Consider the following 15,152-nt stretch of genomic DNA (forward strand, 5'->3'; position numbering starts at 1 on the left):
CGGGCGGCCGGCACTTCGAGCATCTGCGCTTCCAGCAATTTGTCCAGCCCGAGCAGCGTCGGATTGCGCCGCAATTCCTCGCGCACGAGCCGATAGGCCGATTCGGTACCCGCGGTTTCCAGCTCGGCCTGGAACGCGACGTTCAGCAAATCGATGGAGGCATACCGGGCCAGATAGCCTTTGAGCAACGTGAGCCCCTCCTCGACACGCCCCAAGCGCCGGTATGCCGCAATCATGCGCTCGGCCACCAGCGGCAGGAACTCGGGGTTCTGCGACTCGATCCGCGTCCACGCGTCGATCGCGGCCTCGTCATTGCCGAGCGTCTGCTCGAGGTCTCCGAACAGCATGTTGGCGCGCACGCACAGCCGGTGACGGGCAAGCGCTTGCTCGAGGTGCGGTCGGGCGGCGTCGACGCGCGACTGCATGATTTCGCGGCTGGCGATCTCGCACTCGAAGTTCGCAATCTCCTTCTGCCGCGATTGCCCGGTATGCGCCTCCAGACGCCCGGCAGTCGAGATCGCCTTCTCCCATTCCTTCTCCTGCTCGTAGATCTCGAGCAGGAAACCGAGCGCCTGCTCGTCGAGATCGGTGCCGAGAAGCTGCGAGAAATGCTCTTCGGCGCGGTCGAGCAGTCCCGCTTTCAGGTAATCCTGCGCAAGCTCGAAGACCGCCTGCCGGCGCTGCACCGGCTCCAGGTCCGGCCGCTCGGCCAGGTTCTGATGCATGCGGATGGCGCGCTCGACTTCGCCCCGGCGCCGGAACAGGCTCCCCAGCGCGAAATGCAGCTCGATGGTCTGCGGGTCGACCTTCACCACTTCGATGAAGGCCTCGATCGCCTTGTCCGGCTCCTCGTTCAGGAGAAAGTTGAGGCCCTTGAAGTACGAGCCGGGGAGCACGCGCGACTCGGATACGATCTGCTTGATGTCGATGCGCGCGGCGAGCCACCCCAAGCCGAAGAACAGCGGAAACGCGAGCAGCCACCAGTACTCGAAGTACTCGAACTCCACGCCGGCGCCTTTGCTTCAGAGAGTCGGATCGGGCGGCGGAAGCGCCTGCGCCGATCCGCGCGCTTGCGCACGGCGCTCGCGCTTCAATTCGGCGATCTCGCGCCGCTGGCGGAACACCTGGCCGAGGACGGCAAGCACGCCGAGCACGACGCCGGCCACGACACATACCAGCATCACGAATACGAGTGGAGCGTGCCACTGCGCGCCGAAGTAGTAGTGGACGCTGACCGTGTCGCTGTTCTTGACCGCAAAACCGAGCAGAATCAGGAACAGCGTGATGCGCAGTAGCCAGAGGAGGTAGCGCATGGCCGTCGCAGGTTCAGGTTCGAATCGGGGCCCGCGCCGGCGGCAAGCGGCAAAGCAAACCGCGCAAGCGGCAAAGCAAACCGCGCAAGCGGCAAAGCAAACCGCGCAAGCGCTGGGGCCAATCGCTCAGGGCTTGGCCTCGGACTCGCCTCCGCGCAACTGCGCCGCCTCGACTGCGCGCACGATGGTCGACTCGGGCCGGTGCGCGTCGACGCGCTCGCGCAGCTCCTTGCCGGCCTTGAAATGGGGCACGTGCTTCGCCGGCACCTTCACCTTCTCACCCGACTTGGGGTTGCGGCCGACGCGAGGTGGCCGGTAGTTCAGGCCGAAGCTGCCGAAGCCGCGGATCTCGATGCGCTGCCCCTGCGTAAGGCTGCGCGTCATCGCATCCAGGACCATCTTGACCGCGAGCTCGGCATCCTTGGCCACGAGCTGAGGATGCCGGGTGGCCAGGCGCGCGATCAGCTCCGACTTCGTCATGGCAGTCCCGCCTTATTGGTCGGAGGAGCTGTTCGCCGTGTCGAGCTTTGCCTTGAGAAGCGCGCCGAGATTGGTCGTGCCCGCGCTGTTCGGCCGCTCCGTTTGCATCTTCGAGAGCGCTTCGTTCTCCTCCGCCAGATCCTTCGCCTTGACCGAGAGATTGATCGTGCGGTTCTTGCGATCCACGTTGATGATCATCGTGGTGACGGAGTCGCCTTCCTTCACCTTGGAGCGGATGTCCTCCACCCGGTCGCGCGAAACTTCCGAGGCCCGCAGGTAGCCTTCGATCTCGTCGGTCAGCGCGATCACCGCGCCCTTGGCGTCGATCGACTTGACCGTGCCGGTCACGACACTGTTCTTGTCGTGCATCGCCACGTAGGAATTGAACGGGTCGCCCTCGAGCTGCTTGATGCCGAGCGAGATGCGCTCGCGCTCGACGTCGATGGACAGCACCCCCGCCTCCACTTCCTCACCCTTCTTGTAGCGGCGCACCGCCTCTTCGCCGGTGAGCGACCAGGACAAGTCCGACAGGTGCACCAGGCCGTCGATGCCGCCGGGAAGGCCGATGAAGACGCCGAAGTCGGTGATCGACTTGATCTGGCCCTTCACCTTGTCGCCCTTCTTGTAGTTCATGGCGAACTCTTCCCACGGGTTCGGCATGCATTGCTTCATGCCGAGCGAGATGCGGCGGCGATCCTCGTCGATCTCGAGCACCATCACTTCGACCTCGTCGCCGAGCTGCACCACCTTGGAGGGATGGACGTTCTTGTTGGTCCAGTCCATCTCCGAGACGTGCACCAGTCCCTCGATGCCCGCCTCGATCTCGACGAACGCGCCGTAGTCCGTGAGGTTGCTGACCTTGCCGAACAAGCGCGTGCCTTGCGGATAGCGCCGCGACAGGCCCACCCACGGATCTTCCCCGAGCTGCTTCAAGCCCAGCGAGACGCGATTCTTTTCCTGGTCGAACTTGAGGACCTTGGCGGTCACCTCGTCGCCCACGCTCAGAACCTCGGAGGGGTGGCGTACGCGACGCCAGGCCAGATCGGTGATGTGCAGCAGGCCGTCGATGCCACCCAGGTCGACGAACGCGCCGTAATCGGTGATGTTCTTGACGATGCCTTTGACGACCACGCCTTCCTGCAGGCTCGCCAGCAGTGCCTGGCGCTCGGCGCCGAGGTTGGCTTCGAGAACCGCACGGCGCGACACGACCACGTTGTTGCGCTTGCGGTCGAGCTTGATCACCTTGAAGTCGAACGGCTTGCCCTCGTAGGGCGTGGTGTCCTTCACCGGGCGGATGTCGACCAAAGAACCGGGGAGGAAGGCGCGGATGCCGTTGATCATGACGGTGAGGCCGCCCTTCACCTTGCCGCTGATGACGCCCTGCGTGAGCGAACCCTTCTCCAGCGCCGCTTCCAGATCGAGCCAGGCGGCGAGGCGCTTGGCCTTGTCGCGCGACAGCCGCGTTTCCCCGTAGCCGTCCTCGAGCGCATCGATAGCGACGGCTACGAAATCGCCCGGGTTGACCTCGAGCCCGCCGCTATCGTCGCGGAACTCCTCGAGCGGAATGAGGCTTTCAGATTTCAGTCCGGCATTGACGACAACGAAGTTGCTGTCGACCCGCACCACTTCTGCGGTAATCACTTCGCCTATGCGCATTTCCTTGCGCGACAGGCTTTCCTCGAACAATGCAGCAAAGCTTTCGTTCGTACCGACCGGACTGGCAACCGTACTCATATTTGAATGGACCTGATATCCCGCCGCACTAGCGGGGCTGGTTGAACATGCCATGCGGCCGGGCGGCCCATGGCGCCTGTTGACTTGCGCCTCTGGCGCTTGTTACTGCGCCTCCAACTGCTTTTGCCAAAGGGCCAGAACCCGATCGACGACGTGCTCGATGGAAAGCGCGGTCGTATCGATCTCGATGGCGTCCTCGGCAGGCTCGAGCGGTGCGGCGGCGCGGGCGCTGTCGCGCGCATCGCGTTCGCGTATGTCCCGCAAAAGGGTTTGAATGTTAGCACCCAACCCTTTCTCCATCAACTGTTTATAGCGCCGCTGCGCACGCGCTTGCACGCTCGCGGTGAGGTAGATCTTGAGCCGCGCGCGCGGAAAAACAATGGTTCCCATGTCGCGCCCGTCGGCCACCAGGCCAGGCGGGGCGCGAAACGCCCGCTGGCGAGCGAGCAGGACCTGCCGTACGGCTGGCAACGCGGCCACCCGCGAGGCCGCCGCGGACATCGTCTCGGTACGGATGGCATCGCCGACCGGCTCCGCGCCGAGCCAGACGTCGCCGTCGCGGAATGCCACGTCGAGACGAGCGGCCCGGGCGGCGACCCCGGCCTCATCGCCGTACGGCACGCCCGCCCGTTCGGCCGCGAGCGCGACCAGCCGATAGAGGGCGCCGCTATCGAGATAGTGGAAGCCGAGGATGGCGGCGACCCGTTGCGCGACCGTTCCCTTGCCCGATGCGGCCGGCCCGTCGATCGCGATGACCGGGATGGCGTCGTTGGGATCAGGTTGCAGGCTCAACGCAACGGACCCGATTCAGCCACCGTCGCCGGCGCGACCGCAGATGGCGGCGAAAGCGGCGAAATAGTCCGGAAAGGTCTTGCCCACGCAATCCGGATCTTCGATTCGAACCGGCACGCCGGCCAGAGCCACCAGCGAGAAGCACATCGCCATGCGGTGATCGTCGTAGGTGCGTATGGTGGCCGGCCGGAATTGCGTGGGTGGCGTCACTCGCAGGAAATCCGCTCCCGCCTCGACGCCGGCACCGACCTTCGCCAGCTCGGCCGCCATTGCCGCGATGCGATCGGTCTCCTTCACGCGCCAGCTTCCGATATTGCGCAACACACTGGTGCCATCGGCGAACAGCGCCAGGATGGCGGCCGTCATGGCCGCGTCCGGGATGTGGTTGAGATCCGCATCGATCGGCCGCAACCGGGTGCGCTGCGTTCTTCCCCGCGCCCCCGCTTCAATCCAGCTGTCCGCGATCGTCACGGCCGCACCCATGTGCTCGAGAATTCCAACGAAGCGCACATCGCCCTGGATGCTCGCACGCCCGATGCCCTCGACGCGCACCGGATCGCCGCCCGCAGCGCCGCCGACTGCACCCGCTGCCAGGAAGTACGACGCCGACGACGCATCGCCTTCGACGAAGATGCGCTTGGGACTGCGATAGCGGCTGCCGGCGGGAATCTCGAATGCCGACCAGCCTTCGCGCTCAACCTCGACGCCGAAGCGCTGCATCATGTTGAGCGTGATCTCGACGTAGGGCTTCGAGATCAGCTCGCCGATCACCTCGATGCGCACGCGCTCTGCGCCGAGCGGCAGCGCCATCAGCAGTGCTGTCAGGAACTGGCTCGACACGTCGCCTCGCACCTGCACGCTCGGCGGCAAGCGAATCTCCGCGGGTCCGATGGTGAGCGGCGGATAGCCTTCGTTGGCGGCATAAGCGATATCGGCGCCGACCTGGCGCAGCGCATCCACCAGGTCACGGATCGGCCGCTCATGCATGCGCGCCACCCCGGAGAGCCCATAGCGCCCGCCGCACAACGCGAGCACCGCGGTCAGCGGGCGGAAAGCGGTGCCGGCATTGCCGAGATGCAAGTCGGCCCGCTTGACCGGAAAGCGGCCGGATACGCCGTGAACGACGACCGAACGCGCGCCGGCGTCGCGCTCGAGCGCCACGCCGAGTTTTTCCAACGCGGCCAGCATCACGCGCGTATCGTCCGAGTCGAGCAGCTCCTCGATGCGGGTATCGCCCTCAGCGAGGGCGGCCAAGAGCAGCGTGCGATTGGAGATGCTTTTCGAGCCCGGCAGGCGGACACTGCCGCCGACGCGCTCGACCGCTGCCAGCTCGAGCACGTCCATCAGGCACTTCCCTTTCGATGGCGTTGCGGGGCCAAGCACATTGGAAGTCTCAGCGAATCTGCAGCCAGCGGTTGCGCGCGTCGCGTGCGGCGCTGAAGAGTGCCTCCAGGCCGGGGCCGTCGGCTGCCTGCAACAATGCTGCGAGACGTTCGAGCTCGGCTCGATAACGCGCCAGCTCCTCCAGGAGGAGATCGCGATTCGACACGCAGATGTCGCGCCACATCTCGGGCGAGCTGCCGGCGATGCGCGTGAAATCGCGAAAGCCGCCCGCCGCCAGCGCGAACAGGTGCTCGGCATCGGCACGCCCCGCCAACTCGTGCACCAGCGCATACGAAAGCACGTGCGGCAGATGGCTCACCGCCGCGAGCACCTCGTCGTGCCGCTGCGCATCCATGCTGCTCACGCGCATTCCCGCAATCTCCCAGGCGCGGCGCACCAGCGCCACGGCTTGCGGGTCGTTGCCCGCGATCGGGGTCAGGATGAGATGCCGGTCGCGAAACAGCTCCGCCCGCGCCGCGCCCGCGCCGCTGCGCTCGGCCCCCGCGATGGGATGCGCCGGCACGAAGCGCGCAGCCGATGCGTGCAGGTGCTCGCAGGCCAGCGCTATCACATCGCGCTTGGTGCTGCCGGCATCGGTGACGACTGTGTGCGCACCGAGCCAGGGTGCGATGCGGCGCATCACCGGTGTCATCTGACCCACCGGCATGGCCAGCAGGACCAGGTCGGCATCCGCGACTGCATCGCGATCATCGCGTGCCACCGCGTCGATCGCCCCGGCTTCGAGCGCGAGATCGAGATTGGCGCGGCTGCGGCCCTGGCCGACCACCTTGCCAACCGCACCCGCCGCCTTCAATGCGAGCGCAAACGACCCGCCGATGAGGCCCACGCCGTAGATGGCGAGCTTGCCGATAAGCGGTTGGCTCATGGCCGCGTGCGGGATCGCGCTCGATCAGTCATGCAGCGACTCTTCCAGCGCCTGCAGCAGCCGCGCGTTCTCCGCTTCGGTGCCGATCGTCACCCGCAAGTGCGCGGGCAGCCCATAGCCCGCGATCGGCCGCACGATCACGCCCCGGCGCAATAGCCGGCGAAAAATTTCCGCACCGTCACCCACCCGGACGGTGACGAAGTTGCCCACCGACGGGATGTACGGCAGCTCCAGGCGCTTGAAGCCCGCCGCAAGCGCGGCCATTCCGGTGAAGTTGACCTCGCGGCTGCGGCGCACGAACGCTTCGTCGTCCAGTGCCGCCTGCGCGGCAGCAAGCGCGATACTGTTGGCATTGAACGGCTGGCGCACGCGGTTCATGAGATCCGCCACCGCTTCGTGCGCCAGCGCGTAGCCCAGGCGCAACCCCGCCAGCCCGTATATCTTGGAAAACGTACGCGTGATGACCAGGTTCGGAAACTGGCGCAGCCATCCGATGCTGTCGGCCTGCAGCTCGGCCGGCAGGTATTCCTGATACGCCTCGTCGACCACGACGACCACGTTCGCCGGCACCTGGCGCAGGAACGCGTGCATCGCGCCGGGCTCGACGAACGTCCCGGTCGGATTGTTCGGATTGGCGATGAACATCACCCGCGTATCGCGGTCGACCGCACGCAGCATCGCATCCAGATCGTGGCCGAATTCGCGCGCCGCGACTTCGATGCCGCGGGCGCCGGTCGCCTGGGTCGCGAGCGGATAGACGGCGAAGGCGTGCTGCGCGTACACCGCATTCGTCGCCGGCGACAGGAACGCGCGCGCCACCATTTCCAGCACGTCGTTGGAGCCATTGCCGAGCACGATGCGATCGGCTGTAACGCCGAGCTTTGCGCCCAATGCCTGCTTCAAGTCGTAACCGCTGCCGTCGGGATAGCGGGACAACTCCGCGATGGCCTTCGCAATCGCGGCCGCCGCCCTGGGACTGACACCGAGCGGGTTCTCATTCGATGCGAGCTTGATGATGCTGGACTCGTCGAGCTCGAGCTCGCGCGCAAGCTCCGAAATGGGCTTGCCCGGCTGGTAAGGTGCAATCGAGCGGATGTAGGACGGAGCGTGGTCGCAAAGATCCATGATGTCGGTCGCCGGATCGAGCCCGGCGCGTAATGATGTCGGCGGGCGGGAATGCTTCAGTCGGGCGCCATCGGATAAGAGCCCAGGATCTTGACGAAGGTCGCCCGCTCGCGCATTTCGGCCAGCGCCTGGGCGACGTTCTCGTCCTGCGCGTGTCCTTCCACGTCCACGAAGAAGAGGTACTCCCACAGCCCCGAGCGCGCGGGCCGGGATTCGAACCGACTCATGCTCACCTGGTTGCGCGCAAGCGGAACCAGCAGCTCGTGCACGGCGCCCGGCCGGTTCCGGGTTGCCATGACCAGCGACGTCCGGTCGCGCCCCGTGCGCCCGACACTCTGCTTGCCGATCACCATGAAGCGCGTGATGTTGCGTTGCTCGTCCTCGATGTTCTCCGCCACCACCTGTAGCCCGTAGCGCTGCGCCGCGAGGCGACCGGCAACCGCGGCTGCGCTGTCGTCCAGCGATGCGAGCCGCGCCGCCTCGGCGTTGCTGACGACCGCGACCCGTTCCGCCTTCTGATAGTGCGTGTTGAGCCAGCCGCGGCATTGCGCCAGGCTCTGCGAATGCGAATAGATCTTGCCGAAGCCGTCGCTGCGCCCGCTGCGGTTCATGAGGCACTGATGCACCGGCAGCATGACCTCGCCGCAGATCGTTGCCGGCTTGAGAAAGAGCAGATCGTTGGTGCGGCCCACCGCGCCCTCGGTGGAATTCTCCACCGGCACCACGCCATAGGCCGCGGCGCCCGACTCGACACTGTGGAACGTTTCGTCGATGGAGCCGCACGCCAGGCCCTGCACCGAGCCGCCGAAGTGTTTGACCACGGCCTCCTCGCTGAACGTTCCGGGCGGGCCGAGATAGGCGACGGCGACGGGCGCCTCGAGCGCGCGGCACGCCGACATGATCTCGGTATAGATGCGCGTGAGGGCTTCCGGCGGCAAGGGTCCCGCGCCGAGCGCATGCACGCGATTCAGAACCTGCATTTCCCGCTCGGGCCGGTACGCCGGGCCATCGTCCTTCAATTGGCCGATGCGCTGTGCGAGCCGGGCGCGTTCGTTCATCAGCCCGACCAGGCGCTCGTCGAGCGCGTCGATCTCATCGCGCAGCGTTTTCAAGGGATCCGTCATTGCCCCACCTTGCGAGCTAGCGGCTCGCTCCCTCGCAGCTGCGAAATCAGCTCGCAGCCCCGGATTCGGCTGGCAGGTAGCGTACCATGAGCACGCCCTGGATCGACTCCAGCTCGCGCACGACCCCGGCCGGCACTGCGCTATCCACATCCACCAGCGTGTAGGCCATCGGCCCGCGCGACTTGTTGAGCATGTTGTGGATGTTGAGCCCGGCGTTCGCCATAGCGGTGGAGATCTGGCCCAGCATGTTGGGCACGTTCGCGTTCGCGATGCCCACGCGGTACGGCGACTCGCGCGCCATCACCACGTCGGGAAAGTTCACGGCGTTGAGAATGTTGCCGTTTTCCAGGTAGTCGCGAACCTGGTCGGAAACCATGACCGCGCAGTTGTCCTCGGCCTCGCGCGTCGAAGCGCCCAGGTGCGGCAGCGCAATCACGTGGGCGTGCCCCTGCAGGCGCGAGGACGGGAAATCGCACACGTACCAGCGCAGGCGCTTCGCTTCCAGCGCGGCCACCACCGCGTCGGTGTCGACCACGCCGTCGCGGGAGAAGTTGAGCAGCACCGCCCCCGACTTCATTGCCTGCAGGCGCTCCGCATCGACCAGATTGCGCGTGGCGGACAGCAGCGGCACGTGCAGCGAGACGTACTCCGAACCACGCAGCACTTCCTCGATGGTGTGCGCCTTGCGCACCTGCGAAGGCAGGCTCCAGGCCGCGTCGACCGTGATCTCGGGATCGTAGCCCAGCACGTTCATACCGAGTCGAATCGCCGTGTCGGCGACCAGGCTTCCGATCTTGCCCAGCCCGATGATGCCGAGCGTGCGCCCGGGAAGCTCGGTGCCGGCGAAATGCTTCTTGCCGTCCTCGACCTGCTTGTCGATGCTGTCGTCGTCGCCCTTCAAGCCCGAGACGAACTTCAGCGCCGGACCGATATTGCGCGCGGCGAGCAACAGCCCCGCGATGACGAGCTCCTTCACGGCGTTGGCGTTGGCGCCCGGTGCGTTGAACACCGGCACGCCGCGCTCGCTCATCTTCGCCACCGGGATGTTGTTCGTGCCCGCGCCCGCGCGTCCGATCGCCCTGACGCTGGCCGGGATGTCCATCGAATGCATGTCGTGAGAGCGGACCAGGATCGCGTCCGGTCCGCTCTCATGGCTGCCGATGTGATAGCGCGCGCCGGGGAAGCGCTTCAGTCCCACGGCCGCGATGTTGTTGAGCGTGAGTATCTTGAATGGATCAGCCATGGCGCTTCTCGAACTCGCGCATGAACTCGACCAGCGCCTTCACCCCCGCAACCGGCATCGCGTTGTAGAGCGAAGCGCGCATGCCGCCCACCGAGCGATGCCCCTTGAGCTCGGAAAGCCCCTGCGCCGTGGCTTCCTTCAGGAATGGCTCGTCGAGCTTGGCATCGCGCAGGGTGAAGGCGATGTTCATGCGCGAGCGATCTTCCCGCCGCACCGGGGAGCGATAGAACTCGGTCTGATCGAGCAGCTCGTAGACGAGCCCCGCTTTCTCGATGTTGCGCTTCTCGATGGCGGGGAGCCCACCTTGCGCCAGCAACCACTTGAAAGTAAGCCCGGCGAGGTAGATGCCGAAGGTGGCGGGCGTGTTGAGCATCGAATCGGCCCCGGCCTGCGCCTTGTAGTCGAACACGCCAGGCGTGATCGGCAGTGCGCGGCCCAGCAAATCCTCGCGCACGATAACGACGGTGAGACCCGCCGGCCCGATGTTCTTCTGCGCGCCGGCGTAGATCAAACCGAATTTCGCCACGTCCAGCGGGCGCGACAGGATGTTGGACGACATGTCGCACACGAGCGGTACGTTGCCGGTGTCGGGGACCCATTGGAACTCCACGCCGCCAATGGTCTCGTTGCTCGTGTAGTGTACGTACGCCGCGTCCGGATCGAGCCGCCATTGCGCGCGATCGGGGATGCTCGTGTAGCGCTCGTCCGCCGAGGAGGCAACCACGTTCGGCGTGCAATAGCGCTTCGCCTCCTGCACCGCCTTCTTCGACCACTGCCCGGTGTCGACGTAATCGGCGCTCTTCTTCGTGCCGAGCAGATTCATCGGCACGAGCGCGAACTGCGCCTGAGCGCCCCCTTGCAGGAACAGCACCTTGTAGCTGCCCGGAATGCCGAGCAAGCTTCGCAGGTCGGATTCCGCCGCCTCGGCGACCGAAATGAACGACTTGCTGCGGTGACTCATCTCCATGATCGACATGCCGGCGCCGTGCCAATCGAGCATCTCGTCACGGGCCTGCGCCAGCACGGCCTCCGGCATCACGGCCGGCCCGGCGCTGAAATTGAATATGCGTGCCATGAATGTGCGTCCTACTTCGGTGATTCCCGAGCGGGAAAACTTTCGATATTACCCGCGCAGGCGCTGAATCCGGAAGGCACTGCAGCCACCGGGCCCGAACCTGCGCGAGTTTCAGTGCGTCACTTAAGGATCAGAGGGCGATTCCGGCGGCGATTCCGGCGGCGACTCGGGCGCGCTGTCCGGCTCGGCGTCGGCCGAGCCGTTCTCGTCTTCGGATTCGAGCAGCTTCTCCAGACCGGCCAGCTTCTCGCCTTCGTCGAGCTGGATCAGCGTCACACCCTGGGTGTTGCGGCTCATTTCGCGAATCTCGTGCACGCGGGTGCGAATCAGAACCCCGCCGCTGGTGATCAAGATGATCTCGTCGCCGTCGGTGACGAGCCGCGCGGCCACCACGGGCCCGTTGCGCACGCTGGTCTCGATTGCGATCACGCCCTGGGTACCGCGGCCGCGGCGCGGATATTCGCTGAGCGGCGTGCGCTTGCCGTAGCCGTTCTCGGTGACGGTCAGCACCGACAACACCTCGTCCCCCGCCGTGATGAGCGCGATCACCTTCTGGCCTTCGATCAGCCGCATGCCGCGCACACCCGCTGCCACTCGGCCCATAGGCCGCACTTCGTCTTCGGAGAAACGCACCGACTTGCCCGCATCGGAGAACAGCATGATGTCGCGCGCGCCGTCGGTGAGCGCCACGCCGATCAGATAATCGCCCGGCCCCAGGTCCACCGCGATGATGCCCCGCTGCATCGGGCGTGAAAATGCCGACAGCGCGGTCTTCTTCACCGTGCCTTGGGCAGTGGCCATGAATACGTAGTGCTGGTCGTCGAACTGCTTCACCGCGAGGATGGCGGTGATCTTCTCGTTCTCTTCCAGCGTCACCAGGTTGTTGATCGGCTTGCCGCGGCTCGTGCGGCTGCCTTGCGGCACCTGGTAGACCCTGAGCCAGTACACCCTCCCACGGTCGGAGAAGCAAAGGATCGTGTCGTGGGTGTTGGCGACGAAAAGGCTGTCGATGAAGTCGTCCTGCTTGGTGGCCGCGGCCTGCTTGCCGCGGCCGCCGCGACGCTGGGCACGGTAGTCGGCCACCGGCTGCGCCTTTATGTACCCGGAGTGCGACAACGTGACCACGACCTCGGCCGGGGCGATCAGGTCTTCCAGCCGCAGGTCCTCGGCATGAACGACGATCTCGCTGCGACGTTCGTCGCCGTATTGCGTCTTGAGCGCCCGCAGCTCCTCGCCGATGATCTCGGTGATGCGCTCGGGCTTGGCCAGCACGTCGAGCAGATCGGCGATGCGGTCCATCATCTCGCGGTACTCGGTGACGATCTTGTCCTGCTCGAGACCGGTCAGGCGCTGCAGCTGCATCTCCAGGATGCGCTGGACCTGCGCTTCCGAGAGCCGGTAGCCGTCGGGCCCCAGGCCGTATGCCGCATCCAGACCATCGGGACGCGAGGCATCGACGTTCACGCGGGCGAGCATCCCCGCCACCAGCGTGGATGACCACACCCGGGCCATCAGCGCCTGGCGTGCTTCAGCCGGCGAGGGTGAGGCCTTGATGAGCGCGATCACTTCGTCGACGTTGGAGAGCGCGACCGCCAGGCCTTCGAGGATGTGGCCGCGCTCGCGCGCCTTGCGCAGCTCGAACACTGTGCGCCGGGTCACCACTTCACGGCGGTGGCGCAGGAACTCCTCCAGCATCTGCTTCAGGTTCAGCAGGCGCGGCTGGCCGTCGACCAGCGCCACCATGTTGACCCCGAAGCTGTCCTGCATCTGGGTCTCCTTGAACAGATTGTTCAGGATGACCTCGGGCAGCTCGCCGCGGCGCAACTCGATCACGCCGCGGGTGCCGGACTTGTCGGATTCGTCCCGGATCTCGGCGATGCCTTCCAGGCGCTTCTCGCGCACCATTTCGCCGATGCGGGCGAGCAGCGCCGCCTTGTTCACCTGGTAGGGCAGCTCGTCGATGATGATCGCCTGCCGCGCGCCCTTGTCGATGTCCTCGAAATGGGTGCGCGCGCGCATGATGATGCGCCCGCGCCCGGTGCGGTAACCCTCGAGGACACCGGCGATGCCGTAGATGATGCCCCGGGTCGGGAAATCCGGCCCCTTGATGATCTCGATCAGGTCGTCGATCTCGGTGCCCGGACGCTCCAGCAGCGCGAGGCAGCCGTCGATCACCTCGGACAGGCTGTGCGGCGGAATGTTGGTCGCCATTCCGACGGCGATACCCGAGGAGCCGTTGATGAGCAGGTTCGGAAGCTTGGAGGGCAGGACGGCCGGCTCCAGTTCCTTGCCGTCGTAGTTGGGGACGAAGTCGACCGTCTCGTTGTCGATATCGGCCAGCATCTCGGAGGCGATGCGCTCCAGCCGGCACTCGGTGTAGCGGTAGGCCGCGGCCGAATCGCCGTCGACCGAGCCGAAATTGCCCTGCCCGTCCACCAGCGGGTAACGCATGGAGAAATCCTGCGCCATGCGCACCAGCGCTTCGTACGTAGCCGAATCGCCGTGCGGGTGGTATTTGCCGAGCACGTCGCCGACCACGCGGGCGCACTTCACGTAGGGACGATTCCAGACATTGTTCGCCTCGTGCATCGCAAACAGGATGCGGCGGTGCACCGGCTTCAATCCGTCACGCACGTCCGGCAGAGCGCGGCCCACGATCACGCTCATCGCGTAATCGAGATAGGAGCGGCGCATCTCCTCTTCGAGGCTGACGGGCAGCGTCTCGCGAGCGATTTGTTCCATTTGGGAGAACCGAGAGCCCTAAGGGCCGAGGGTGAAACCGGTCGAGTTTAGCATGCGCAACATGCGCTTCCGGCCCCTGCCCGACGCCCGCTCACGGCTAGAGTGTGGCAATGACGCAACGCCGGCACGGCTTTGCCCTATCCCAATGTCCTCCATTGGCCGATTTCGGGGCCCTCCCATGCTAGGATCGACGCGAAGTATTGTGACTGAAAGCGTTGTGACTGAGTTTGCAATCGGGCGCTGATTGGAATACGTAGCGACCCACGGGCCTGACTGATGCAGGTGCTGCACTCTTGTCATGACGAACGGATCGCGAGGTGTCTCGCGGGGTGTTTTCTCTCCTCGCCGCGCAGCAAGCGGTGTGGAAGAGTTGTCGCAGGAGCCCGCGCGAGCGCTGCGGCAACGGCAAAAAATTCTTTTTTTCCTGCTATTTACGCAGTAAAAAAAGGTGATTATGATCGGTGAATGAGTGGGTATGCCGGACGTTGATCGCAGATCTGCCCGGTTGGGGAGCTTCCGTTAATCAAGGAGGAATGAAAGCATGCAATCCATGAATCGAAGGGCGCTCACGGGGTTGGCCGTGGCAGCAGTGATGCTGCCCTCGGCCGTCCTGGCGGCGGACACCAAGAATCAAGGCTACCTGGTCGACGCGATGACCGGCAACATCGTGACCAGTGCAACCACCGGTCTGTGCGTGCGCACCTCCGATTGGACGCCTGCCCGGGCGGTGGCTCAATGCGATCCGGATCTGGTCCGCAAGGCTCCGCCTCCGCCAAAGGCCGCTCCGGCGCCGAAGCCCAAGCCCGCGGCCAAGCCGAAGCCCAAGCCCAAGAAGCCGGCGATGATGAACGTCGAGCTGAAGCTCTCGGTGCAGAACTTCGACTTCGACAAGGCCACGATGCGCGACGATCAACGCAAGGAGATCGACAGCTGGATGGCGAAAGCCTGGAAGGGCGTCACCCTCGGCGCGATCATCGTGACGGGTCATACCGATCGCATCGGATCGGCGGCTTACAACAAGAAGCTGTCCGAAGCGCGTGCCCAGACGGTCAAGGATTACCTGACCAGCAAGGGCGTCGATCAAAAGTTGATCTTCTGGGAAGGCAAGGGGTTCGCGAACCCGGTGCCGGTGACCAAGTTCTGCGACAACAAGATGAGCCGCAAGCAACTCATCGACTGCCTGGCGCCGAACCGCCGCGTGGACATCGAAGCGGTGGGCCGCAAGCCGAAGCCCAAGCCCAAGGCCAAGCCGAAG

The 15,152-nt window shown here is 65.5% G+C and carries 13 protein-coding genes; 1 reads left to right on the forward strand and 12 read right to left on the reverse strand.

The features are described from left to right. The 12 genes from lapB to gyrA form a co-directional block, all read right to left on the reverse strand. Positions 1-1,007 (reverse strand): lipopolysaccharide assembly protein LapB (lapB, locus tag GEV05_22860; GenBank protein ID MPZ46170.1); only part of this gene is annotated, 1,007 nt, incomplete at its 3' end. 15 nt (positions 1,008-1,022) lie between these two features. Then, complete coding sequence (locus GEV05_22865) at positions 1,023-1,313, reverse strand: DUF1049 domain-containing protein (GenBank protein MPZ46171.1); 291 nt, start codon at positions 1,311-1,313, stop codon at positions 1,023-1,025. A gap of 126 nt (positions 1,314-1,439) precedes the next feature. Beyond that, positions 1,440-1,793 carry an integration host factor subunit beta gene (locus GEV05_22870; GenBank protein MPZ46172.1) on the reverse strand — a complete coding sequence of 118 codons (354 nt, stop codon included), beginning with the start codon at positions 1,791-1,793 and terminating at the stop codon, positions 1,440-1,442. Between the two features lie 12 nt (positions 1,794-1,805). Then, entirely contained in the window at positions 1,806-3,527 is a 1,722-nt protein-coding gene (rpsA, locus tag GEV05_22875) for a 30S ribosomal protein S1 (GenBank protein MPZ46173.1), read from the reverse strand. A gap of 102 nt (positions 3,528-3,629) precedes the next feature. Next, complete coding sequence (locus tag GEV05_22880; protein MPZ46174.1) at positions 3,630-4,313, reverse strand: (d)CMP kinase; 684 nt, start codon at positions 4,311-4,313, stop codon at positions 3,630-3,632. Positions 4,314-4,334: 21 nt separating this feature from the next. Then, the gene (gene aroA, locus GEV05_22885; GenBank protein MPZ46175.1) at positions 4,335-5,663 is read right to left on the reverse strand and encodes a 3-phosphoshikimate 1-carboxyvinyltransferase; all 1,329 of its coding nucleotides are present in this window, start codon (positions 5,661-5,663) and stop codon (positions 4,335-4,337) included. Positions 5,664-5,712: 49 nt separating this feature from the next. Next, positions 5,713-6,588 (reverse strand): prephenate dehydrogenase/arogenate dehydrogenase family protein, encoded by an 876-nt coding sequence (locus tag GEV05_22890; GenBank protein MPZ46176.1) that lies wholly within the window; start codon positions 6,586-6,588, stop codon positions 5,713-5,715. A 24-nt stretch (positions 6,589-6,612) separates the two neighbouring features. Next, positions 6,613-7,713: a histidinol-phosphate transaminase gene (locus tag GEV05_22895; GenBank protein ID MPZ46177.1), complete on the reverse strand. Its 1,101-nt coding sequence runs from the start codon at positions 7,711-7,713 to the stop codon at positions 6,613-6,615. 56 nt (positions 7,714-7,769) lie between these two features. Further along, positions 7,770-8,837 (reverse strand): prephenate dehydratase, encoded by a 1,068-nt coding sequence (gene pheA / locus GEV05_22900; protein ID MPZ46178.1) that lies wholly within the window; start codon positions 8,835-8,837, stop codon positions 7,770-7,772. Between the two features lie 46 nt (positions 8,838-8,883). Next, positions 8,884-10,080, reverse strand: a complete 1,197-nt coding sequence (locus tag GEV05_22905; GenBank protein ID MPZ46179.1) for a 3-phosphoglycerate dehydrogenase — start codon at positions 10,078-10,080, stop codon at positions 8,884-8,886. Further along, the gene (serC, locus tag GEV05_22910; protein MPZ46180.1) at positions 10,073-11,155 is read right to left on the reverse strand and encodes a 3-phosphoserine/phosphohydroxythreonine transaminase; all 1,083 of its coding nucleotides are present in this window, start codon (positions 11,153-11,155) and stop codon (positions 10,073-10,075) included. The genes GEV05_22905 and serC overlap by 8 nt, the downstream gene beginning before the upstream one ends. Before the next feature lie 123 nt (positions 11,156-11,278). After that, the gene (gene gyrA / locus GEV05_22915) at positions 11,279-13,897 is read right to left on the reverse strand and encodes a DNA gyrase subunit A (protein ID MPZ46181.1); all 2,619 of its coding nucleotides are present in this window, start codon (positions 13,895-13,897) and stop codon (positions 11,279-11,281) included. 541 nt (positions 13,898-14,438) lie between these two features. Here gyrA and GEV05_22920 point away from each other — a divergent pair. Next, a partial coding sequence (locus GEV05_22920) for an OmpA family protein (protein MPZ46182.1) occupies positions 14,439-15,152 on the forward strand: 714 nt, incomplete at its 3' end.

It is taken from the genome of Betaproteobacteria bacterium (assembly GCA_009377585.1).
Classification (GTDB): Bacteria; Pseudomonadota; Gammaproteobacteria; order Burkholderiales; family WYBJ01; genus WYBJ01.

Excerpts from the sequence above, each read along its gene's own strand:
- GEV05_22895 (MPZ46177.1), bottom strand. The coding sequence starts at position 7,713 with ATGGATCTTTGCGACCACGCTCCGTCCTACATCCGCTCGATTGCACCT.
- pheA (MPZ46178.1), bottom strand. The coding sequence starts at position 8,837 with ATGACGGATCCCTTGAAAACGCTGCGCGATGAGATCGACGCGCTCGAC.
- GEV05_22870 (MPZ46172.1), bottom strand. The coding sequence starts at position 1,793 with ATGACGAAGTCGGAGCTGATCGCGCGCCTGGCCACCCGGCATCCTCAG.
- GEV05_22865 (MPZ46171.1), bottom strand. The coding sequence starts at position 1,313 with ATGCGCTACCTCCTCTGGCTACTGCGCATCACGCTGTTCCTGATTCTG.
- aroA (MPZ46175.1), bottom strand. The coding sequence starts at position 5,663 with ATGGACGTGCTCGAGCTGGCAGCGGTCGAGCGCGTCGGCGGCAGTGTC.
- gyrA (MPZ46181.1), bottom strand. The coding sequence starts at position 13,897 with ATGGAACAAATCGCTCGCGAGACGCTGCCCGTCAGCCTCGAAGAGGAG.
- GEV05_22890 (MPZ46176.1), bottom strand. The coding sequence starts at position 6,588 with ATGAGCCAACCGCTTATCGGCAAGCTCGCCATCTACGGCGTGGGCCTC.
- GEV05_22905 (MPZ46179.1), bottom strand. The coding sequence starts at position 10,080 with ATGGCTGATCCATTCAAGATACTCACGCTCAACAACATCGCGGCCGTG.
- serC (MPZ46180.1), bottom strand. The coding sequence starts at position 11,155 with ATGGCACGCATATTCAATTTCAGCGCCGGGCCGGCCGTGATGCCGGAG.
- rpsA (MPZ46173.1), bottom strand. The coding sequence starts at position 3,527 with ATGAGTACGGTTGCCAGTCCGGTCGGTACGAACGAAAGCTTTGCTGCA.